This window comes from Cupriavidus basilensis (assembly GCF_029335485.1).
Classification (GTDB): domain Bacteria; phylum Pseudomonadota; class Gammaproteobacteria; order Burkholderiales; family Burkholderiaceae; genus Cupriavidus; species Cupriavidus basilensis_E.
Genome location: NZ_JARJLM010000658.1, coordinates 1 through 20,209 on the forward strand (window position 1 = coordinate 1; position 20,209 = coordinate 20,209).

Genomic DNA, 20,209 nt, shown 5'->3' on the forward strand with positions numbered 1-20,209 from the left:
TCGTCATGCTCCGGTTTTCTCCTGCGGACAGGGGCAGGGGGGAGGGCGGGCGCTGGCCGAAGCGAGACGTCACGCCCGGCGCCTTGTCTCAGCGAACCTCTTTCAAATATTCTTCGCTGAATCCCTTCTGCGCATCGGCCATCTTGCTGAAATCCACCGGCTTGGCCCGCGCGTAATCCGCCGCCGGCAGGAACCGGGCTTGCACTTCCTTCGGGATGGCGGCATTGCGCACCGGCCGCAGGTAGGCATTGGCCCACAGCGCCTGTCCGGCATCCGACAGCACAAAATCCAGCACCTTCTTGCCTTCCGGCTCATGCGGCGCCTTGTTCACCAGGCTCATCACATAGGGCACTACCACCGTGCCTTCCTTGGGGATCACGAAGGCCACATTGGCCTTGTCCTTGTAGCGCGCGCGGTAGGCGTTGAAGTCGTAGTCGAGCAGGATCGGGATCTCGCCGGACAGCACCCGCGCATAAGCGGTCTGCTTGGGCACGATGGGCTGGTTTTTCTGCAGGTCGCGGAAGTACTTGAAGGCGGGACCGAAGTTGTCCATCGAGCCGCCCAAGGCCTGGTTGACGGCGACCGCGCCGACATAGCCGACGAAGGCGCTGGCCGGGTCGAGGTAGCCGATCAGGCCCTTGTACTCGGGCTTGAGCAGGTCCGCCCACGATTGCGGCACGGGCTTGCCGCGCAGGGCATCGACGTTGACCATGAAGCCAAGCGTGCCGGAGTGGATGGCGAACCAGTTGCCTTGCGGGTCTTTCAGGCCGTCGGGGATGTCGTTCCAGTGCGCCGGCTTGTAGGCGGCGGTGACGCCGTCTTTCTTGGCCTGGATGCCGAAGGTCACGCCGTAATACACCACGTCGGCTACCGGGCTGGCCTTCTCGGCCACCAGTTGCGCCAGCGACTGGCCGGAGTTCTTGTTGTCCTGCGGCACCGTGACGCCGGTCTTTTCCTTGATGGCGCGAATCTGCGCGGCCCAGTCTGCCCATTCGGGCGGGCAGTTGTAGCAGATCGCGGTTTGCGCTGCCACGCCCTGGCTGAAGGCGGCGGCGCCGAGCGCGATGGCGATCCAGCGTAGCGGTTTGGGCCAGGAACGGCTTGCTTGCATGGTGAACTCCTTGGGTTGCGGACAGGGGCTGGGGGAAGCGGGTTGGAGCAATGTCATGCCGGCGCGGCGACCGTGCCGCCCAGGCGCAGGGTGTGCGGCAACAGGGTGATGCGTCCGGGCGCTGCGTCATCCGGCGGCTTGGCGCGGGATGGCGCAAAGCGCGCGAGCAGGCGCGCGACGGCGCGCTCGCCGATTTCGGTGTTGGGCTGCACCACCGAGGCCAGCGCGGGCTCCACCAGCGCGCCGAGTGCGATGCCGTCGTAGCCCAGCACGGAGATATCGCGCGGCACGCGCAGGCCGAGCCGTTTCAGGTCGGAAATCACGCCGATCGCCAGCAGGTCGTTGGTGCAGAAGAAGGCCGTGGGCGCGTCCGGCCCGGCGGCCAGCGCGCGGATCTGCCCGGCATTGCTTGCGGTATGGGTGGGCAGGCACAGCGGCTCGGCCGGCGCCAGGCCATGCGCGCGCATGGCGTCGCGGTAGCCGTCGAAACGCTGGCGGGCACGGTCGGATGCCATGAACGCGCCGGAGACCACGCGGATGCGGCGGTGCCCGGCGGCAATCAGCGCTTCCACGCCTTCACGCGCGCTGCCACGGTTGTCGACCGACACCGAATGGCGCCGGCTACCCGTGGCTGCCTGGTTGTAGGCGAGCACATATGGCACGCCTTCCCGGTCGAGCTGATCGAGCACGGCGCTGTCGGCGGCGTCGGCCACGGTGAGCACCATGCCATCCACGCGGTGGCGCAGCAGGTACTCGATGCGTTCGCGTTCGCGTGCCGGGTCGTAGGCGCTGGTCACCAGCATCAACGAGTACCCGGCGGCCAATGCGGCGTCTTCCATGCCGCGCCAGCATTCGGCGAACACGGCGTTCTCCAGGGTCGGCAGCATCACGCCGATCATGCGGCTCTGCTGGGCGCGCAGTTTGCTGCCAAGCAGGTTGGGGCGGAAACTCAGGTGCCGCGCCGCTTCCAGCACGCGCTGCACGGTGCTTTCGCGCACCAGCGCAGGGCTGTTGAAGGCGCGCGAGGCGGTGGCGAGCGAGACGCCTGCGGCCTGCGCTACGTCCACCAGGGTGGCGGCGCCGGCGGCGTCAGGCATGCTGGGCGAACGGTCCTGGTTGCGCTTCACGTGTGTCGTTCCAGTCTCTGGTTACAGGATGGCGAATGCGCGCCACGCCATCCACGGTCGCGGCACCCGCAAAATGAAAACGTTTTCATTCAAGCCGCAAAAAAATCGGGTAGCAAGCCTTTTTGCTGCTGCGATGCATTGGGAATTCACTGCTGCGGCAAGGCCTAACCCGGTACAGGGCGAATTCTGGGGATGTTGCATGACAGCACGATGACAGGCCACCATGCCGGCGTGCCATTGCGCCAATGCCTCAGGCATGGCGGCTCATTCCGCCGGATCCAGATGGAGCCTGAGGTCCAGCAAGTCTTGCTCGGCCTGCCTGAGGAAATCGGCGCCGACACGCGCTTCGGAGCCGTCAACCCACCACCAGCGATGGTCCGTGTGGACTGAAATTGCCACAACCTCGTAGAAATACCCATATAAAATGCCACTGAAATATCAGATGCTTCGGGTGCGCCTCGTAGTGAAAGGCGCGCAAGACGCAAACTGTCCGGCGGTCGCGTCATGCTGTGTTCAATGGTTCATCACGTTTCAGCGGAGCAGTTGTCATGGATTGGAATGAATCGATTGCTGTGCAGCCGTTGAGCCAGGAGGCATTCGCGCCGTACGGTTGGGTGCTTGGCAAGCCGTTTCCGACGACGCAGGACAGCGTTGCATTCATCAACGCGGTTACGGATTTCCGCAGCGAACATGTATTCGACTGCGGCTCCGGCGGCCAGCCCGAAATCTTGTGGGTGAGCTATCGCAACGCCGCGGCGACAGTCGCGACGCTGGAGGTCCACCATCTGACGCAGCAGGCGATCGTGCCTCTCAATGGCGATATCGTGCACTTCGTGGCAGCCAGCACGGACGATGGGGTGCCCGACCTGCGCACGTTGTCCGCCTTTCGCGTCATCAACGGCGCCGGCATTTGCATGCGCCCGGGATGCTGGCATGCAACGCGCGTCGCTGGCGGCGAAGTGGCCTGTCTGATGCTGACGCGCCGATCCACGACCGCCGATCTGGTGGATCACCTGCACGGCAAACGCACCGCCGTCGAATCTGCGATGTTCGACATTGCGCCAGTCACGTTCGTCTAGACGGAATGGTTTGACCGTGTCAGGTGCTCTGTTTCCTGTTCATGACCGGTTGAATACCGGCGTGTTTGGGCCAGGCCCGGCGGTTCTTCGACCGTTGATCACTGCTACGCCATCGCAGGGTCACTGACACCGTGAGCGCCAATTTCCATGCGGCCCGCAGAGCGGCGCATGAATCCCGCCCGATTGTCGACGGTCACGGTGAAGTCATACCAATTGCCGCTGTCGGTAAGCGAGTATTGCCACTCTTTTGCCATGCCCGGCGCGACTGACAGCGTCCCAGGTCCGTCGTGGCGATACGCATTCGGCCGTATCGTCAGCACGCACGCGGCCTGGCCAGTGTTGGTAGCCTTCAGTCGAATAGCGCGGCTGGCGACGTCATACTCAATGTCGACTTCAGGATTGGCGTCCCCGCTGGCCGCATGCACGTTGCCCTTGAACGCCCTGCAGTAGCCGTTTACGCCGCAGATCCACAGGTCATAGGCGCCCGCGTCGAGTAGGCCTGTATCCCAGTGGTCGATCAGCGTCTTGCCTGTCTCGACCGTATATACGCGCGGCACGCGTTCCGGATGCAGTTTGTCGTAGACGTGAAATACCATTGCCGCCTGTCCCGTGTTGCGGAATGTCAGTGATATCGTACCGTTACCGCCATCGACACGTGCATGAACATGCGCCTCATACGGCAACGCCCGCGAACGGCGCGTACCGGGCTCCTGGAACAGGCGCTCGGGCGTCGCCGGCGCGGCCGGTGGTGGCCGTTTGCCCTGCGTCTTCACGATGGCCGCAGCCCGGCTGGTATCCGGCAGCGATGGAAACGGCGCGGTATTGGGGCTCGCAAAATCGAAGGCCGATGTCAGGTCGCCGCATACCGCCCGACGCCAGGCGGTGATGTTGGGTTCGATCACACCAAAGCGCTTTTCGAGAAAACGGATGATCGATGTATGGTCGAACACCTGCGAATTCACCCAGCCGCCTCGGCTCCAGGGCGAGATGACATACATCGGCACGCGTACGCCGAGCCCATAGGGAAGCTTGTCCGCGGCGTGAATATCGTCGGTGGTGTCGACAGTGGACAGGCCGGCGCGCGAGCCGTCGGCGTTGTCTGCCGCTGCGCGACTGCGGCACGGTGACGATCGGCTATCGCGTCTGGGACGAAGCGAATCCCAACACCAACCGCGCATCCGCGGTGTCTTCCTCGATGACCACGACCCGCTGGCCAATCGCGATGGCGCGCAGCACGCCGCCGGTCGGTGCGGGATTCATGCCGCCTCCCGCTCATCGGCAAAGGCGGCGCGCAAGGCTGCCGCAGCCAGGTCGAGCGCCGCGTCGGCTGTCCCCAGCAAGCCCTGCATGCTCATGAAGCCATGGATCTGGCCGGGCCAGCGATGCACGGCGCTGGCCACGCCGGCGCGCTGCATGGCGGCGCCGTAGGCCTCGCCCTGGTCGCGCAGGGGATCGTATTCGGCGGTGATGATGGTGGCCGGCGCCACGCCCGCCAGTTCGCGCTGGCGCAGCGGGCTGGCGCGCACATCGGCCGCGTGGCGCGGGTTGGGGAGATAGTGGCGGGCATACCAGCGCAGCATGTCATCGGTCAGGAAGCAGCCTTGCGCGAACGTGCGCCAGCTACCGGATTCGTCCGCGCAATCCAGGTAGGGATACAGCAGCAACTGGTGGCGCAGCGCCACGCTGCCGCGCAATTGCTGGCACGCGACCGCGGCCAGGTTGCCGCCCGCGCTGTCGCCGGCGACAGCCAGCTTGTCCGGCAGCGCGCCCAGTTCGGCGGCGTGCGCCGCACTCCAGCGCAGCGCCGCGCACGCATCGTCGGCGGCAGCGGGAAAGCGTGCCTCCGGCGCCAGCCGGTATCCGACCGACAGCACCAGGGTGCCCGCGCGGTTCGCCAGCGAGCGGCAGATATTGTGGTGGGTTTCGATCCCGCAGGCGACGAAGCCGCCGCCATGGAAGAACACCGTGAGCGGCCAGGGGCCATTGCCATGCGGCCGGTAGAGGCGGGCGGGCAAGGGGCCGGCGGCACCGGCCACGCTCAGCTCTCGTTCTTCCGCGACCGTATCGCCCGATGCTAACGGCGGTTGCGAGGCCAGTAAGGCCCGATAGGCCTCCGGCGTGATGGTGTTGAAATCGAGTGGCGGGAACTGCGCCATGGCGTCGAGCATGGCGCGGACTTGCGGATCGAATTCGAATGGCATTGGCTTTTCCTTGTGTAGGCGGGAGGAAGTGCAGGGGAGTGGATGCGGCGCGCTTTAGAAGGCGAATGCGGGCGCCTTGCCGCTGGCGATGCCGTTCGCGCGCGCTTGCGCGGCGGCGGCGGCTTCGGCATGCGGCAGGATCCAGAAGTCCCCGGCGGCCACGCCGTCGAGGATGTGCCGTGCCATGGTTGCCGCCGGCATGCCCTGCGCGATGCTCGCCTGTAGCGCCTGGTTCATGTCAGCGACGCCGTTTAGCGCACCGGCCGGCAGGTCGAGCGCAATGCCGGTGGCCACGGGGCCGGGGCAGGCCACCGACACCTTGAGTGGCAGGCCCGCCGCCTGCAACTCCATCGCCAAGCCCTCGCTCAACGCCACCACGCCCTGCTTGGACACGGTGTAGGGCGCAAGCCATGGACCCACGGCAAGCCCCGCCATGGAAGCGATGTTGACGATATGCCCGCTGCCTTGCGCCGCCATGCGGGGCACGAAGACGCGCAGGCTGTGGATCACACTCCACAGGTTGACGTTCAGCACGCGCTCGAACACGGCGGCATCCAGTTCCCAGCAAGCACCGGTCGCCAGCACGCCGGCATTGTTGATGAGCAGGTCGACCCGGCCCAGCAGTTCGAAGCTGCGCGCGCAGAGCTGCTCGATCTGGCCAGCCTGCGCCACATCGCTTGGCAGTATCGCGATCGTTTGCCGGTGGTGCGTCAGTTCTCCGTGCACGCGCAGCAGCGCATCGGCATCCTTGTCCGCCAGCACCAGCGCCACCCCCTGCGCGGCGAGCGCGTGGGCCAGAGCCCGGCCTATGCCGCCGCCGGCGCCTGTGATCACCGCAGTCTTTCCGGTCTCGTTTGCCGCCATGGCAGGTCTCCTCGCGAAGTGGTTGGAATGGATGGGGCGCAGGATCGCGTCCGCCCATTTCTACCGGCCGGGCCGGGCCTTCGCATCGTCTGTTTGAGTGAGGCGTGCGGCTGGAGCGAGGCTCAGGGATTGCCCGGAGAGGGGAGTTGCTTAGTCCGTTTGCAGTATGTGAGCGTGCGCGGGGAGGGTATGGTCTGGCCTATCCGAAAGCGGCGAAGCCGGTACGACAACAAGCGCCGGCAAGGCCGCTTAGCGCGAGTCTTGCGAGACCACGGCGGCATCACATGGCGCGCGGATAGGTGCAAATCATGAGGCACGATCGTGCCGCCGACACAGTGGCGATCCATATAATCGGAAGCCGCCGGGGGGGCCACAGCGCCCCTTTCATGGCGAACGCCGGCCGCAGAGCCAGGCGTGGAAGACAGGAGACAAAGAGGTATGTTGATGGAGGCAACCCACAGCCAGGAAGCGGCGCTTTGCCATGCGCCGGTGTCGCTCTCGCTGGCGGACTTCAGTACGCTGCTTGGCAAGATCTACCAGGGGCCCATGGAGCAGGTGCCATGGAGCAAGGCGCTGGAACTCATCCGCGCGCACTTGCGCGCGAACTTTGTCACGCTGATCCTGCGCTCGCCGGCCAGCGACCGGCCGGGGCTGATGGTGCACGCCAGCAAAGAGGGCGGCACCACCTTGCCCGGCGAGGCCATGTACAACAGCTACTACTACGCGCTCGATCCCTTCGTCGGCCTGCCCGCCGACCGCGTGGTGACCATAGACGAGCAGCTTGGGGCGGGTGCATGGTGCAACAGCACCCTGTACAAGGAGTTTCTGCAGCCGCTCGGCATCCGCTATCTGCTGGGCGCGGACATCCGCACCGACGACGGCGTGGAATGCCGATTCCGTGTCTGCCGCAACGCCGACGCGCCGGACTTCTCGGAGGCGGACAGGGCCATTTGCGCGGTGCTGCTGCCGCACCTGCGGCGCGCGGTCGACCTGCACTCGCGCATGGACGTGGTGGAGTCGGAGCGCGCCCTGTACGCCGGCGCCATCGACCGCATGCTGGTCGGCATGGCGATACTCGACGAGACCGGGGCCATCATGCGGACCAATTCGGCCGCGGACGAGATCCTCGCCGGCAAGGACGGCATCCGTATCACCAAGGGTTCGCTGGATGTCGAGTACGCCCAGGAAAACCGTCAGTTCCAGCGCCTGCTGCGCCAGGCCATCATGGGACATTTCGGCACCGCGCCGGCGGTGATGGAAGCGATGTCGATCACGCGGCCTTCGGGCAACGCGAAGCTGGGCGTGTTGATCCGGACGATTCCACTGAGCGAGTGGTCGGAAGACAACAAGCGCCGGCCTTCGTGCGTGATTTTCATCCGCGATCCGGAGCGCAAGTCGCAGGCCTCGCACGAGGTGGTGCGCAAGCTGTTCGATTTCACGCCGGCGGAGACCCAGCTTGCGCTGCAACTGGCCAACGGCCTCGCGCTGGAAGAAGCGGCCGAGGAACTGGGCATCAGCAAGAATACGGCGCGCGCCCACCTGCGCGCCATCTTCTCCAAGACCGGCGTGACCCGGCAGGCCACGCTGGTGCGCATGCTGCTCAGCAGCGTGGTGGCGCTCGGCTGAACGCGCTAGCCCGCCGTCATGGCGGGCTTGGCGGGCTTGGCGCTGACCACCAGCGGGAATCCCTGTGGCGTGGTCAGCACCGCGCGCAGCTCATGCGGGCCGCTGGCGAGCGGCTGCGCGATCTGCGCGCCGCGCGCCAGCAGTCGCTCGATCGCCGCGGCGATATCCGCGCCGGCTTCCAGCCGGAATGCCAGCGCGGGCTGGGACACAAGCCGCTCCTCGCCGGCCACCAGCGCCACCGTGATGGCGCCGGCATCCAGCGCGCAATAGCGCCCGCCATCGCGAAACTTCACCGCCAGGCCCAGACCCTGCTCGAAGAACGGCAGCGCGGCATCGATATCGTCCACCGGGTAAAGCAAGAGGTTCGATTGCATGCTGGCGCTCCTCGTCAACGGGCCGCCGCCTGGCGGCACACGGTGCCGCTGGCGCCTTCACAGGCCGCCACGAATCCGGACAACTGCTGGTAGACCGCCTCGGCCTGCGCGGCGGGTGCGTCGAGGCGGGCGCCGATCACGCTGATGGTGATGTTGCCGCGCTCCACCTCGCGTCCCTCGGAGTGCGCGGTGCCGCCATCGTACTGGGTCTTCGCATCGCCGAGCACCACCCCCGGGCGCGCCGGCAGCGTCATGCCCGGCAGCGCGTGCGGCGCCATATCGTCGACGAAGATCATGTGGTAGGGCGAGTAGTCGCCATTGACGGTTTGCATGACGCCCCGGATGGCGTCGGTGCGCGGCAGGTTCACGTTCAGCCCCACGCCCGGCGGCAACAGCGCCTCGGCCGGGCTCTTGCGGCTCGCCTGCAATTGCGTCACCAGCGCGGACACGATGCCGGCCACCTTGGCCGGCGCGTCCTCGCTGTGGTCGGCGCTCACCGCCATGGCCGGCACGCCGCGCCGCAGCGCCATTTCCAGCACGCCGATGGTCCCGGACAGGTTGACGAGATAGCCCGCGTTCCAGCCGATGTTCGGCCCGGCGATGACGAGGTCGGGCGCCTTGTCCCGGTACACCCGGTCCAGGCCATACATGGCCGCCACTGCCGGCGTGCTGTCGACGACATGCACGTTGGGATCCTGCGGGTCGCGATGCACGTCGACCGCGGTGAAGTACTCGAATGAAGCCGAAGCGCCGCTGAAGTTGCGCTTCGGCGCCGACATCACCACGCGGTGTCCTTCCTGCTTCAGCCTGGCGTACAGGGCGCGGATATTGGGCGATTGATAGCCGTCGTCGTTGGACAGCAGGATGTCGAGCGCATGGGCGGGCGCGGCGGTGCCGGTCAGCACGGCGGCCAGCAACAGCGTCTGGCGAAGCGGAGGAATCTTCATGAGGGGCGTATCCATTTCCATGGGGTGAGTGGTCCAGGACATGATAGGGACACGGTGCCGCTGCGCATAATCCAATCAGACGATGCCGCGCTTTCCCCGGCCGCACACACTGCGGTCACGCAGGCCAGCAATGACGGTGCCGGCGATGGCGCCGCCCGCCACGACAAGGCGGCGGCGCTCCCGGCCGATGGCCTGAAAACCTGGCCTGAAAACCAAATGCAAAGGATGGGGACTGCAATGCGATTCTCGCTGATCTACGAAGCGCAGACTGTCGACGCGTCGCGCGCCGGCGACCACAAGGTGTTCGACGAAATCATGGAGCAGGTGGAGCTCGCCGAGGACATGGGTTTCGATGTCGTCTGGGCGGTGGAGCACACGGCGTTGACCAACTACGCGCACATGAGCGCGCCGGAGACGTTCCTTGCCTTCGTGGCCGGGCGCACGCGCCGCATCGGCATCGGCCACGGCGTGGTCTGCCTGCCGCCGGCGATGAACCATCCGGTCAAGGTGGCCGAGCGCGTGGCCACGCTCGACATTCTCTCCGGCGGGCGCGTGCACCTCGGCGTGGGCAAAGGCGGCACGCAGCAGGAAGCGGGCACCTTCGGCTACGACCTCAATACGCTGCACCCGATGATCGACGAGTCGATGTACCTGATTCCGAAGATCCTCACCCAGGACGAGATCGAGCACGACGGCGAGTACATCAAGATCCCGCGCCGCCCGATCCATCCCAAGCCGCGCCAGGACCCGCATCCGCTGATGTACCTGGCATGCACCAACGCCGACACGCTGCAGCGCGCGGGCGCGCGCGGCATGGGCGCGCTGGTGCTTGGCTTCGGCGGCCCGGAGGACGTGGCCAAGAAGAACGCCATCTACCGCGAGGCGTGGGAGACGCGTCAGGCGAAGGACCAGGTCGGCTTCCGTCCGCACCAGCATCTGGCCGCGCTGTGCCCGACCATCGTGCTGGAAGACGGCGTGGCTGCGCGCAAGATCGGCATCAAGGGGCAGCGCTATTTCATGGAGTCGCTGGCGTACTGGTACTCCGGCGGCGAGCGTCCCAACCCCGAGGCATGGGACGCGGAGAACGTCACCGGGGAGGACGCGCAGGGCAAGGCCGTGATCAAGACCAGCTTCGCCTCGGAGAAGGTCACGGTGGACTTCAGCGATCCGTCGATGATGATGCTCAACCCCAACCATGCCTACGGCACGGTGGAGGACTGCATCGGCTATGTGCAGCGCCTGATCGACGCCGGCGCGGACGAGATCCTCTTCATCTGCCAGATGGGCACGGTGCCGCAATGGGCCCAGCTTGAAACCATCCGCAATATCGGCGAGCACGTGATCCCGCACTTCCGCGCCCAGGGCCGCAAGCTGCGCGCGCTCGCCTGAGCGAGCCATCGGACCATCGCTGCGCGCGCCGGGTCCGCCGAATCGGGTGAATGGCATACCGGGTTCGGTGGACAGTGGACTAGTCCCCTCGGACGATGACGCGGGGAGGCGGCAATGCCAGCATGGAGTCACGACAAGGCCGGCCCGGTGGCCGGCAAGAGGAGATAGCGGTGCATCGAGACAACTACCCCGAAGGACTGGCCGCCGAGATGATCGGCCGCGCGCACGAGATGATCCCGGTGCTGGCGCAGCGCGCCGGCCAGGCCGAGGCGCAAGCGCGCATCCCGGCCGAAACCGTGGCCGACATGCAGGCTGCGGGCTTCTTCAAGGTCCTGCAGCCGCGCCGCTACGGCGGCCATGAGCTGGACCCGCAGACCTTCTTCGACATCCAGATGGCCCTGGCCAAGGGCTGCATGTCCACCGCCTGGGTCTACGGCGTGGTGGGCGTGCACAACTGGCAGCTTGCCTTGTTCGACGGGCAGGCCCAGCAGGACGTCTGGGGTACGGACAACGCCACCCTGATCGCCTCGACCTATATGCCGGTGGGCAAGGTGATGCCGGTGGAAGGCGGCTTCCGCTTCTCGGGGCACTGGAAGTTCTCCAGCGGCAGCGAGCTGTGCGACTGGATCTTCCTCGGCGGCATGGTGCCGCCGCGGCAGGCCGGCGCGGCGCCCGAGTACCGCACCTTCCTGCTGCCGCGCAGCGACTACACCATCGTGCGCAACTGGGATGTGCTGGGCCTGCGCGCCACCGGCAGCCACGACATCGTGGTGGATGACGTGTTCGTGCCGGCATACCGCACCCACCGCGCCATCGATGGCGCCATGGGTACCAGCCCGGGCTTGTCCCTCAACAAGGCGCCGCTGTACCGGCTGCCGTTCGCCCAGATCTTCGTGCGCGCCGTCTGCACCGCCTGCATCGGCGCGCTGGAAGGCGGGCTGGACGATTTCGTCGCCTATGCCGATGGCCGGGTGAGCGCCAACAGCGGCGGCAGGACGGCCGAGGACGGCGGCGCCCAGCTTGCCTGTGCCAACGCGGCGGCCGGCATCGACGAGATGCGCACCATCCTGCATCGCAATTTCGACGAGCTGATGGCAACGGCGCACCGCGGCGAGCAGCTCGATACCGCGCGCCGCCTGCATTTCCGCTACCAGTCGTCGCAGGTGGCCGAGCGGTGCGCGCAGCTTGCCAACAGCCTGTTGCGCTATGCCGGCGGCAATGGCATCTACGTCACCAATCCGCTTGTGCGGCGCTTCCTCGACCTGCACGCGGCACGTGCCCACTACGCCAACTACCTGGATCGCTTCGGCCAGAACCTGGGCGGCGTGATGATGGGCCGCACCAATACCGATTTCTTCATCTGAGGCCGACGTGGAGCGGATCATGAGCCAGGGCACAGGGCAGGAAGGCGGTACCGGGGCGTTTGATGTGGTGGTGGTCGGCTCCGGAGCGGGCGGCATGCTGGCCGCCTGTCGCGCGGCGGATCGCGGCCTGTCCGTGGTGGTGCTGGAGAAGAGCGGCCAGTACGGCGGTACCTCGGCGGTATCCGGCGGCGGGATCTGGATCCCGCTCAACCACCATATCGAAGAAGCCGGCGGCAGCGACAGCTACGACGCCGCGCTCACCTATCTCGAAGCGTGCACGGAAGGCCGCTCCACGCCCGCCAAGTTGCGCGCCTACCTTGAACACGGCCCGCGCATGCTCGACTACCTGGAGCAGCGCACCGAGGTGCGCTACTACTCGCTGCCGCGTTATGCGGATTACTTCCAGCGCTTGCCGGGCGCGTTGCCGGGGTATCGCTCGCTGGATCCGATGCCGTTCGACGGCACGCTGCTGGGCGAGGAGTTCGCGCGGTTGCGGCCGCCTTCGCCGGGGACGCTGGTCGCGGGCCGAGTGGCGGTGACGTCCGCCGAAGCCCACGCCATGTTCAGCAAGAGCCGTGGCTGGCTCAGCGTGGCAGCCCGGCAGTTCGGGCGCTACTGGCTGGATCTGGGCTGGCGGCGCCGCACCGCGCGTGACCGCCGGCTCACGCTCGGCAACAGCCTGGTGGGCGGCTTGCGCCACGCCATGATGATGCGCTGCATTCCGCTGTGGCTCGATACCGCGCTGGAAGACCTTCTGGTAGCGCAGCAAGACGGCGCGGCGCGCGTCACCGGCGTGCTGGCGCGGCGCAATGGCGCACCCGTGCGCATCGAAGCCCGGCGCGGCGTGATCCTGGCCGCGGGCGGCTTCGAGCGGAACCAGGCCATGCGCGAGCAATACCTGCCGCACCCCAGCCGGGCCGAGTGGAGCGCCACGCCGCCGCACAACACCGGCGACGGCATCCGGGCCGCGCAGCGCGCGGGCGCGGCGCTGGAGCTGATGTCCCATGTATGGGGCGCGCCAACGGTGAAGGTCAGCGGCGAGGAAAAGCAGCGCGCCATCTTTGTCGAGCGCGCCTTGCCGGGCTGCATCGTCGTCAACGGGCAGGGCAGGCGCTTCGTCAACGAGGCCGCGCCGTATTCCGAGTTTGTGCCTGCGATGTACCGCGACCACGAGCAGACCGGCTGCAGTGTGCCGGCGTGGCTGGTGTTCGACGCCACCTTCCGCCGCAAGTATCCCTGCGGGCCGATCCTGCCCGGCTCGATCATGCCGGACCGCCGCATCCCCGCTCCGTTCGCGGACATCCTGCTGCGCGCCGATTCGCTCGACGCGCTTGCCCGCCTCGCCGGCATCGACCCCGCCGGCCTGGCGCAAGCCGTCGCGCGTATGAACGGCTTCGCGGCGAGCGGGGTGGACGAGGACTTCGGCAAGGGCGACAACGTCTTCGATACCTACTACGGCGACTCCCAGGTTCGCCCCAATCCCTGCCTGGCGCCGATCGGCCGCGCGCCGTTCTACGCGGTGCGCATCGACGCGGGCGATATCGGCACCAAGGGCGGCCTGGCGACCGACGCCAGCGCCCGCGTGCTGCGCGAGGACGGCTCGCCCATCGACGGGCTCTTCGCCATCGGCAATACCAGCGCCTCGATGATGGGCGCCAGCTATCCGGGCGCGGGTTCCACCATCGGGCCAGCCATGACTTTCGGCCTGATCGCCGCCGATGTACTGGCGGGCGGGGCAGCCGGCCAGGGCAAGGCGGATTAACACCATGACGCAGCGCGATGCGGCTACCGCGCCGCGCATCACACAGACAGGAGGCATGATGAACCAGACAATTTCCCCGTCGCTGCGCGACGATATGCTGATGGCAATGCGCCGCATGGCGCGCTCGGTCGCGGTGGTCAGCTGCCGCGAGGGCGAGCGCCGCTACTCGATGTCGGTCACCGCGGTCGATTCGCTGTCCGCCGATCCGCCTTCGCTGCTGATCTGCATCCACCGCAATGCCTCGATCTACCCGGCCCTCAACGCCGGGGTGGACTTCTGCGTCAACCTGCTGGCCGCCGATCACCGCGACATCGCCGTTGACTGCAGCGGCCGGCTCAAGGGCGAGGAGCGCTTCACCACGGGCCAGTGGGAGGCCGACCTGCTGCGCGTGCCCTACCTGCGGGATGCCCAGGCGAACCTGATCTGCGAGCAGGACGGCCGCTTCGACTACGGCACCCACGCCGTCTTTATCGGCCGCCTGCGCGAAGTCCGCCTGGCGGGCGAGGTGGCGCCGCTGGTCTATGTGGATGGCGCCTACTCCACCTCGGCGCCGCTGGCCAGCCTGCGGGCGGCGTGACGTGAGCCAAGCGCCGGAGCCTACGCCATGACCGCCAAAGCCCTGGTTCCCGATCCCGCTTCCGGCGGGGTCAACGCGGTGTCGCCGCCGCTGGTCGTCGCCGACCCGGGCGCCTACGGCTGGAATGCCCATTGCGACGTGGTGGTGGCCGGCTTCGGCGCGGCCGGCGCCTGCGCGGCGCTCGAAGCGGCGCGCGGCGGGCTCGACGTGATCGTGGCCGATCGCTTCGAAGGTGGTGGCGCCAGCGCGGGGAGCGGCGGCGTCGTGTATGCGGGCGGTGGCACGCCATACCAGCAGGCCGCCGGCTACCGCGACACGCCCGAGGCCATGGCGGCCTACCTGCGCCAGGAGGTTGGCGACGTCGTCTCCAATGCCACCCTGCGGGCCTTCTGTGAGCGTAGCACCGGCATGATTGCCTGGCTGGAGCAACTTGGCGCGTGCTTTGCCGCCACCGTGCCGCCACGCAAGACCTCGTATCCCGCGCAGGACTATTACCTCTACTACTCGGGCAACGAGGCGGTGGCGGATTACGCGCGGCATGCCGAGCCGGCGCCGCGCGGCCATCGCTGCAAGGGCAGCGGCATGTCCGGTCATGTACTGTACGGCGTGCTGCGACGCGCGGTGCAGGCGCAGGCGAGCGTGGCCGTGATACGCCATGCCGCAGCGCGCCGCTTGATTGTCGATGGCAAGGGCGCGGTCATTGGCGTGGAACTCCGGCGCATGCCACCTGGCCCCCTGCAACGCCGGCATGCCCGCCTGGCGCGCTGGGCCGAGCGCCTGCACAACCTTTCCCCGGCCCTGGCCGATGCGCTGCGCCGGCGGGTGACGCAACTGGAAGAGAACCTTGCGCAGCCCTATGCGGTGCGCGCCGGCGCCGTGGTGCTGGCCACCGGCGGCTTCATCTTCAACCCGGCCATGGTGGCCGCGCACGCTCCCAAATACCGCCGCAATTGGCGCCTGGGCACCACCGGCTGCGATGGCAGCGGGATCCGGCTCGGCCTGTCCGTGGGGGCGGCGGCGCGCCACCTGGAGCGCGTTTCGGCATGGCGCTTCATCAATCCGCCATTCGACTGGGCGCGCGGCTGCGTGGTCGACGCGCAGGGCGCGCGCATCGGCAATGAAGAGGTCTACGGCGCGCGGCTGGGCCACGCCATCTGCGAGGAACACGGCGGCCGTGCCTGGCTGATCCTGAACGCCGGACTCGCGCGCGCAGCCCTGCGAGATTGCGTCACCGGACGCCTGTGGGCCTTCCAGCGCGTGCCCGCCATCATGCTGATGCTGTTCGGCGCCACGCGTGCACCGAGCATCGAACGGCTGGCCGGCAAGCTGGGCATGCCGCGTGCGGCATTGCAGGCGACGCTGGCCGCGTACAACGCGGCGGCGCGCGGCGAGCGGCCCGACCTCACGGGGAAACCTGCGGCGATGTGCGCATCGCTCGAGCGCGGGCCTTATCTGGCCATCGATATCTCCGCGCACAGCCGCACCTTTCCCTGTCCCGCCATCACCCTCGGCGGCCTGCGCGTGGACGAGGCGTGCGGCCAGGTGCTGGCGGACGGGCGCAGCGGGCAGGGGGACGTGATCCCGGGACTGTACGCGGTCGGCCGCACCGCGGTCGGCATCGCATCGAATCACTACGTAAGCGGCCTTTCGCTCGCCGACTGCATCTGGTCGGGGCGCAATGCCGGGCGCCATCTCGCAGCCATGGCGAGCCAGGCCCGGGCGGACGAGCCGGGCCGCATTGAAGACATCCATGAACACACCAAGGAGACAAGCCATGAGCAACCGGGTTGAAGGAAAGATCGCCATCGTCACCGGCGCCGCCAGCGGCGTCGGCAGGGAAGACGCCTTGCTGCTGGCGCGCGAGGGCGCGCGCGTGGTGCTGACCGACCTGAACGAGGAGGCCGGCCACGCCGTGGCGCGCGAAATTGGCGACGCGGCCATCTTCGTGCCCCACGATATCGCCAGCGAGGCCGGCTGGCAGCAAGTCATGAAGCGCACCCAGGAGCGCTTCGGCACGCCGGGCGTGCTGGTCAACAACGCCGCGGTGCTGGCGCTGGGCTCGGTGGAGGACACCACGCTGGAACAATGGCAGCGCGTGATGCGCATCAATGCCGACGGCTATTTCCTGGGCTGCAAGTACGGCGTGGGCGCGATGAAGGAGAGCGGCGGCGTGATCGTCAATATGTCTTCGGTGGCGGCGCTGGGCGGCATGGGCGTGTTCTGCGCCTACAGCGCCAGCAAGGGCGCGGTCGCCGCGCTCACCCGCAGCGTGGCGGCCTACTGCAAGCAGCGCGGCTACAAGATCCGCTGCAACTCCGTCCATCCGGACGGCATCCTGACGCCGATGACGGCCGCGCTGATGCAGGGCGCGGCCGACACCCCGGCCACACACGAGCAGGCGGGCGGCGATCCGATGCAGCGCATGTGCCTGCCCGGCGAGGTGGCAAACCTGGTGCTGTTCCTGGCCTCGGATGAGTCGCGCTTTGTCAACGGCGCCGAGCTGCGCATCGACAACGCGCAGACCATTATGGGCGTAGCCTGATCGCGGACATCATGGTGCAAGCGCAATTCCACCCTCTGCGCATCGCCCAGGTGGTGGCCGAAACCGACGAGGCAAGCTCGCTGGTGTTCGAGCTGCCCGACGGACTGCGCGATACCTTCGCCTACCGGCCGGGCCAGTTCCTGACGCTCAAGGTACCGCTGGAGGGCGACGCGCAGCAGCGCTGCTACTCGCTGTCCAGCAGCCCGCAGGTCGACAGCGCGCTGCGGGTGACCATCAAGCGCGTGCGCGGCGGGCGCGTATCCAACTGGATCTGCGACCGGCTCGGTGCCGGCGACACGGTCGACGTCATGCCGCCTGCGGGCGTGTTCACGCCGCGCAGCCTCGATGGCGACCTGCTGCTGCTTGCCGGCGGCAGCGGCATCACGCCGGTGCTGTCGATCGCCAAGGCCGCGCTGCGCCACGGCGGCGGCAGCGTCACGCTGCTCTATGCCAACCGCGACGAGCGCAGCGTGATCTTCCGCGATGCGCTGCGCGAGCTGGCGGCGCGGCATGCGGACAGGCTGTGCGTGATCCACTGGCTGGACAGCGTGCAAGGGCCGCCCTCGCAGGCCCAGCTCGAAGCGCTGGCTTCGCCCTGGCGCCATGCCGAATGCTTTATCTGCGGGCCGGGACCGTTCATGGACGGTGCCCAGGCTGCCTTGCAGGCCCTTGGCGTGGCGCGCGAGCGGATTCACGTGGAGCGCTTCGGCGCGCCGCCGCCCGCCGCTGGGCCGGCCGAAGAAGCGATGCCGCCGGCTAGCGTGGCCGCCGCGTTGGAAGTGGAACTGGACGGCGTGCGCCACCGGCTCCACGCGCACGCCGGGGAGACCGTGCTCGACGCCATGCTGCGCGCCGGCATTGCGGCCCCGAACTCTTGCCGCTCCGGCCTGTGCGGCGCCTGCATGTGCCAGGTGACGCGCGGCCAGGCGACGCTGGGCGAGAACCACGTGCTTGACGCAGCCGACCGCGAGGCCGGCTGGACCCTGGCCTGCCAGGCCCGCGCGGCCGGCAGCGAACTGCACCTGAAATTTCCCGACTGACATGATGACAACTGACACCATAGAAACCGCCCCGGCGCTGGCCGGGGCTGGACAAGCCGTTCCCGCCACAATCCCGGAGCTGGTACGCACAGCCGCCGCGCGCCACGGCGCGCGCATCGCCATCCAGGAAGACGGGCTGCGGCTCAGCTTCACCGCGCTGGAAGCGCTGCGCGCGCAGGCGGGGCGGGCGCTGCTCGCGCTTGGCGTGACACCCGGCGACCGGGTTGCCGTGTGGGCGCCCAACCTGTCGGAATGGATCGCCGCCGCCCTGGCCACGCACAGCATCGGCGCGGCGCTGGTGCCCATCAACACGCGCATGAAGGGCATGGAGGCCGGCGCGATCCTGGCCGACAGCGGCGCGCGGGTGCTGTTCTGCATCGACGACTTCCTCGGCGAGAGCTATCCGCAAATGCTGGCGCCGCACCGGCCCGCCACGCTGGAGCGCGTGGTAGTGCTGCGCGGGCGCGCGGGGCGGCAGATGGCGCCGGACGAACTGGCGTGGGCGGATTTCCTGGCCCTGGCGACGCGCGCCGGCGACGCCGAATTCCGCGCCTGCGAACGCGCGGTCACCGGCGACACCCTGATGGACATCATGTTCACCTCAGGCACCACCGGGCGCCCGAAAGGCGTGATGACCGCGCATGCGCAGAACCTGCAGGCCATCCACGGCTGGGCCTCGATCACAGGCGTGGAAGCCGGCGACCGCTACCTGATTGTCAATCCCTTCTTCCACGCCTTTGGCTACAAGGCCGGATGGCTGGCCGCCCTGATCAGCGGCGCCACCATCCTGCCGCATCTGGTGTTCGATGCCGAGGCAGTGATGACCCGTATCGAGAACGAGCGCATCACGGTGCTGCCCGGCCCGCCGACGCTCTACCAGACGCTGCTGAACAATCCGCGCCTGCGCGAGTTCGACCTATCCTCGCTGCGTGTCGCGGTAACTGGCGCGTCGGCGATTCCGCCCGTGCTGATCCAGCGCATGCGGCGCGAGCTGGGCTTTCGCAACGTCTTCACCGGCTATGGCCTGACCGAGTCATGCGGCTTCGCCACGCTGACCCGCGCCGGGGACGATACCGACATCGTGGCGCTGACCTCGGGCCGCGCCATGCCGGGGATCGAGCTGCGCTGCGTGGATGGTGCCGGCCAGCCGGTGCCTGCGGGCGAACCGGGGGAGGTGACGGTGCGCGGCTACAACGTGATGCGAGGCTACTTCCAGCTACCGGAAGCCAGCGCCGAAGCGATCGATGCGGGCGGCTGGCTGCGCACCGGCGATATCGGCACGCTGGACCTGCGCGGCAACCTGCGCATCACCGACCGCATCAAGGACATGTTTATCGTCGGCGGCTTCAACTGCTATCCGGCCGAGATCGAGAAGCTGCTGGTATCGCATCCGGCGATCGCGCAGGTGGCGGTGGTGGGCGTGCCGCACGACCGCCTCGGCGAGGCGGGCAAGGCCTTCGTGGTGCTGAGGCACGGCAGCAAGCTTGGCGCGGACGAGCTGATCGATTGGGCGCGCCGGCATATGGCCAATTACAAGGTGCCGCGCGAGGTTGTCTTCGTGCAGACGCTGCCGACCAGTGCGGCGGGCAAGATACTCAAGTACCGGTTGCGGGAGGGGTGAGAGGCCGTGGACGCGTTGACGCAATTGCAGCGGCGCCTTGCGCATCTTGAGGCGGGGGAAGCCATCCGGGCGCTCAAGCATCGTTATCTGCGGGCCTGCGATGACAAGGATCCGTTGGCCATGCGGGCGTGCTTTGTCCCGGAGGGGGCGCATATCCACTACGACCGCATCGGCAGCTTCAATAGTGGCGAAGCGCTGGCGCAATGCTTCGCCGAGCTGGGCTGCCGGCCGAGCTTGCTGGAGATGCACTTTGCCGGGCATGCGGATATTGTGGTGGAGGACGCTGGTCTTGCACGTGGAACGTGGGATCTGGCCTATCTCGGGTTGGATCAACTGGCTGGGATCAGCACGTTTCTGACTGGGCGCTATGCCGATGAGTACGCATTGGTCGACGGAGTCTGGCTGATTCGTTCGACGGTGTTTACCACCAGAGTGTTGACTCAGGGTTCTGTGCCAGTGGGGTCCTGGGGAGGTAGTTTGGGTGCTTCTAGCGGGGCGGTGACGGAGCGGGTCATGTCGTCGCGCGGCGCTAGCCGCGGGTAGCGCAGACCGTTATGTTGGGTAGTGCGAGCGGGCGTCGGCGCC

General features: G+C 67.8%; 20 protein-coding genes. 11 read left to right on the forward strand and 9 right to left on the reverse strand.

The window, feature by feature from the left end; genetic code table 11:
- Nucleotides 1-88 precede the first annotated feature (88 nt).
- Genes P3W85_RS40495 through P3W85_RS40505 form a run of 3 tightly spaced genes read right to left on the reverse strand, consistent with a single transcriptional unit; the run spans nt 89 to nt 2,496 of the window.
- On the reverse strand, nt 89-1,111 hold the full coding sequence (locus tag P3W85_RS40495) for an ABC transporter substrate-binding protein (RefSeq protein WP_017224462.1): 1,023 nt from the start codon (nt 1,109-1,111) through the stop codon (nt 89-91).
- 53 nt (nt 1,112-1,164) lie between these two features.
- Nucleotides 1,165-2,208, reverse strand: a complete 1,044-nt coding sequence (locus P3W85_RS40500) for a substrate-binding domain-containing protein (RefSeq protein ID WP_276268971.1) — start codon at nt 2,206-2,208, stop codon at nt 1,165-1,167.
- Nucleotides 2,209-2,259: 51 nt separating this feature from the next.
- Nucleotides 2,260-2,496: a hypothetical protein gene (locus P3W85_RS40505; RefSeq protein WP_276268943.1), complete on the reverse strand. Its 237-nt coding sequence runs from the start codon at nt 2,494-2,496 to the stop codon at nt 2,260-2,262.
- A 290-nt stretch (nt 2,497-2,786) separates the two neighbouring features.
- Here P3W85_RS40505 and P3W85_RS40510 point away from each other — a divergent pair, with 290 nt between their 5' ends.
- Nucleotides 2,787-3,317: an ureidoglycolate lyase gene (locus P3W85_RS40510; protein ID WP_276268944.1), complete on the forward strand. Its 531-nt coding sequence runs from the start codon at nt 2,787-2,789 to the stop codon at nt 3,315-3,317.
- A 104-nt stretch (nt 3,318-3,421) separates the two neighbouring features.
- Here P3W85_RS40510 and P3W85_RS40515 read toward each other — a convergent pair whose 3' ends face one another.
- From P3W85_RS40515 to P3W85_RS40530, 4 genes are read right to left on the reverse strand one after another with little or no spacing between them, the layout of a single operon-like run.
- Nucleotides 3,422-4,495: a phospholipase domain-containing protein gene (locus tag P3W85_RS40515; protein WP_276268945.1), complete on the reverse strand. Its 1,074-nt coding sequence runs from the start codon at nt 4,493-4,495 to the stop codon at nt 3,422-3,424.
- Nucleotides 4,452-4,577, reverse strand: a complete 126-nt coding sequence (locus tag P3W85_RS40520) for a hypothetical protein (protein WP_276268946.1) — start codon at nt 4,575-4,577, stop codon at nt 4,452-4,454. The genes P3W85_RS40515 and P3W85_RS40520 overlap by 44 nt, the downstream gene beginning before the upstream one ends.
- Nucleotides 4,574-5,518 (reverse strand): alpha/beta hydrolase, encoded by a 945-nt coding sequence (locus P3W85_RS40525; protein WP_276268947.1) that lies wholly within the window; start codon nt 5,516-5,518, stop codon nt 4,574-4,576. The genes P3W85_RS40520 and P3W85_RS40525 overlap by 4 nt, the downstream gene beginning before the upstream one ends.
- A gap of 54 nt (nt 5,519-5,572) precedes the next feature.
- Nucleotides 5,573-6,382, reverse strand: a complete 810-nt coding sequence (locus P3W85_RS40530) for an SDR family NAD(P)-dependent oxidoreductase (protein ID WP_276268948.1) — start codon at nt 6,380-6,382, stop codon at nt 5,573-5,575.
- Between the two features lie 438 nt (nt 6,383-6,820).
- Here P3W85_RS40530 and P3W85_RS40535 point away from each other — a divergent pair, with 438 nt between their 5' ends.
- Entirely contained in the window at nt 6,821-8,008 is a 1,188-nt protein-coding gene (locus P3W85_RS40535) for a helix-turn-helix transcriptional regulator (RefSeq protein WP_276268949.1), read from the forward strand.
- A 5-nt stretch (nt 8,009-8,013) separates the two neighbouring features.
- On the opposite strand, the gene P3W85_RS40540 is transcribed toward P3W85_RS40535, so the two are convergent.
- Nucleotides 8,014-8,382, reverse strand: a complete 369-nt coding sequence (locus P3W85_RS40540; protein WP_276268950.1) for a VOC family protein — start codon at nt 8,380-8,382, stop codon at nt 8,014-8,016.
- A 14-nt stretch (nt 8,383-8,396) separates the two neighbouring features.
- Nucleotides 8,397-9,329 (reverse strand): 5'/3'-nucleotidase SurE, encoded by a 933-nt coding sequence (locus P3W85_RS40545; protein WP_276268951.1) that lies wholly within the window; start codon nt 9,327-9,329, stop codon nt 8,397-8,399.
- Between the two features lie 237 nt (nt 9,330-9,566).
- Between P3W85_RS40545 and P3W85_RS40550 the strand changes: the two genes are divergently transcribed.
- The 9 genes from P3W85_RS40550 to P3W85_RS40590 all read left to right on the forward strand — a co-directional run bounded on the left by P3W85_RS40550 (nt 9,567) and on the right by P3W85_RS40590 (nt 20,167).
- The gene (locus tag P3W85_RS40550; protein WP_276268952.1) at nt 9,567-10,718 is read left to right on the forward strand and encodes an LLM class flavin-dependent oxidoreductase; all 1,152 of its coding nucleotides are present in this window, start codon (nt 9,567-9,569) and stop codon (nt 10,716-10,718) included.
- Between the two features lie 170 nt (nt 10,719-10,888).
- A complete protein-coding gene (locus P3W85_RS40555; protein ID WP_276268953.1) occupies nt 10,889-12,082 on the forward strand; it encodes an acyl-CoA dehydrogenase family protein in 1,194 nt (397 codons plus the stop codon).
- 19 nt (nt 12,083-12,101) lie between these two features.
- Entirely contained in the window at nt 12,102-13,844 is a 1,743-nt protein-coding gene (locus P3W85_RS40560; RefSeq protein ID WP_276268954.1) for an FAD-dependent oxidoreductase, read from the forward strand.
- Between the two features lie 58 nt (nt 13,845-13,902).
- The gene (locus P3W85_RS40565) at nt 13,903-14,421 is read left to right on the forward strand and encodes a flavin reductase family protein (protein WP_276268972.1); all 519 of its coding nucleotides are present in this window, start codon (nt 13,903-13,905) and stop codon (nt 14,419-14,421) included.
- Between the two features lie 27 nt (nt 14,422-14,448).
- A complete protein-coding gene (locus P3W85_RS40570) occupies nt 14,449-16,212 on the forward strand; it encodes an FAD-binding protein (RefSeq protein ID WP_276268955.1) in 1,764 nt (587 codons plus the stop codon).
- Nucleotides 16,196-16,963, forward strand: coding sequence for an SDR family oxidoreductase (locus P3W85_RS40575; protein WP_276268956.1), 768 nt, complete (start codon nt 16,196-16,198; stop codon nt 16,961-16,963). The genes P3W85_RS40570 and P3W85_RS40575 overlap by 17 nt, the downstream gene beginning before the upstream one ends.
- An 11-nt stretch (nt 16,964-16,974) precedes the next feature.
- A complete protein-coding gene (locus P3W85_RS40580; RefSeq protein WP_276268957.1) occupies nt 16,975-18,003 on the forward strand; it encodes a ferredoxin--NADP reductase in 1,029 nt (342 codons plus the stop codon).
- 1 nt (nt 18,004) lies between these two features.
- Nucleotides 18,005-19,624 carry a FadD3 family acyl-CoA ligase gene (locus P3W85_RS40585; protein WP_276268958.1) on the forward strand — a complete coding sequence of 540 codons (1,620 nt, stop codon included), beginning with the start codon at nt 18,005-18,007 and terminating at the stop codon, nt 19,622-19,624.
- 6 nt (nt 19,625-19,630) lie between these two features.
- Entirely contained in the window at nt 19,631-20,167 is a 537-nt protein-coding gene (locus P3W85_RS40590) for a nuclear transport factor 2 family protein (protein ID WP_276268959.1), read from the forward strand.
- Nucleotides 20,168-20,209: the final 42 nt, after the last annotated feature.

What these genes read in the sequence shown, in the direction of transcription:
- P3W85_RS40505 (WP_276268943.1), bottom strand. Translation starts at nt 2,496, where the DNA reads ATGCCTGAGGCATTGGCGCAATGGCACGCCGGCATGGTGGCCTGTCAT.
- P3W85_RS40500 (WP_276268971.1), bottom strand. Translation starts at nt 2,208, where the DNA reads ATGCCTGACGCCGCCGGCGCCGCCACCCTGGTGGACGTAGCGCAGGCC.
- P3W85_RS40515 (WP_276268945.1), bottom strand. Translation starts at nt 4,495, where the DNA reads ATGCGCGGTTGGTGTTGGGATTCGCTTCGTCCCAGACGCGATAGCCGA.
- P3W85_RS40495 (WP_017224462.1), bottom strand. Translation starts at nt 1,111, where the DNA reads ATGCAAGCAAGCCGTTCCTGGCCCAAACCGCTACGCTGGATCGCCATC.
- P3W85_RS40530 (WP_276268948.1), bottom strand. Translation starts at nt 6,382, where the DNA reads ATGGCGGCAAACGAGACCGGAAAGACTGCGGTGATCACAGGCGCCGGC.
- P3W85_RS40560 (WP_276268954.1), top strand. Translation starts at nt 12,102, where the DNA reads ATGAGCCAGGGCACAGGGCAGGAAGGCGGTACCGGGGCGTTTGATGTG.
- P3W85_RS40580 (WP_276268957.1), top strand. Translation starts at nt 16,975, where the DNA reads ATGGTGCAAGCGCAATTCCACCCTCTGCGCATCGCCCAGGTGGTGGCC.
- P3W85_RS40540 (WP_276268950.1), bottom strand. Translation starts at nt 8,382, where the DNA reads ATGCAATCGAACCTCTTGCTTTACCCGGTGGACGATATCGATGCCGCG.
- P3W85_RS40520 (WP_276268946.1), bottom strand. Translation starts at nt 4,577, where the DNA reads ATGAATCCCGCACCGACCGGCGGCGTGCTGCGCGCCATCGCGATTGGC.
- P3W85_RS40545 (WP_276268951.1), bottom strand. Translation starts at nt 9,329, where the DNA reads ATGAAGATTCCTCCGCTTCGCCAGACGCTGTTGCTGGCCGCCGTGCTG.
- P3W85_RS40525 (WP_276268947.1), bottom strand. Translation starts at nt 5,518, where the DNA reads ATGCCATTCGAATTCGATCCGCAAGTCCGCGCCATGCTCGACGCCATG.
- P3W85_RS40585 (WP_276268958.1), top strand. Translation starts at nt 18,005, where the DNA reads ATGATGACAACTGACACCATAGAAACCGCCCCGGCGCTGGCCGGGGCT.
- P3W85_RS40550 (WP_276268952.1), top strand. Translation starts at nt 9,567, where the DNA reads ATGCGATTCTCGCTGATCTACGAAGCGCAGACTGTCGACGCGTCGCGC.
- P3W85_RS40510 (WP_276268944.1), top strand. Translation starts at nt 2,787, where the DNA reads ATGGATTGGAATGAATCGATTGCTGTGCAGCCGTTGAGCCAGGAGGCA.
- P3W85_RS40575 (WP_276268956.1), top strand. Translation starts at nt 16,196, where the DNA reads ATGAGCAACCGGGTTGAAGGAAAGATCGCCATCGTCACCGGCGCCGCC.
- P3W85_RS40570 (WP_276268955.1), top strand. Translation starts at nt 14,449, where the DNA reads ATGACCGCCAAAGCCCTGGTTCCCGATCCCGCTTCCGGCGGGGTCAAC.
- P3W85_RS40565 (WP_276268972.1), top strand. Translation starts at nt 13,903, where the DNA reads ATGAACCAGACAATTTCCCCGTCGCTGCGCGACGATATGCTGATGGCA.
- P3W85_RS40535 (WP_276268949.1), top strand. Translation starts at nt 6,821, where the DNA reads ATGTTGATGGAGGCAACCCACAGCCAGGAAGCGGCGCTTTGCCATGCG.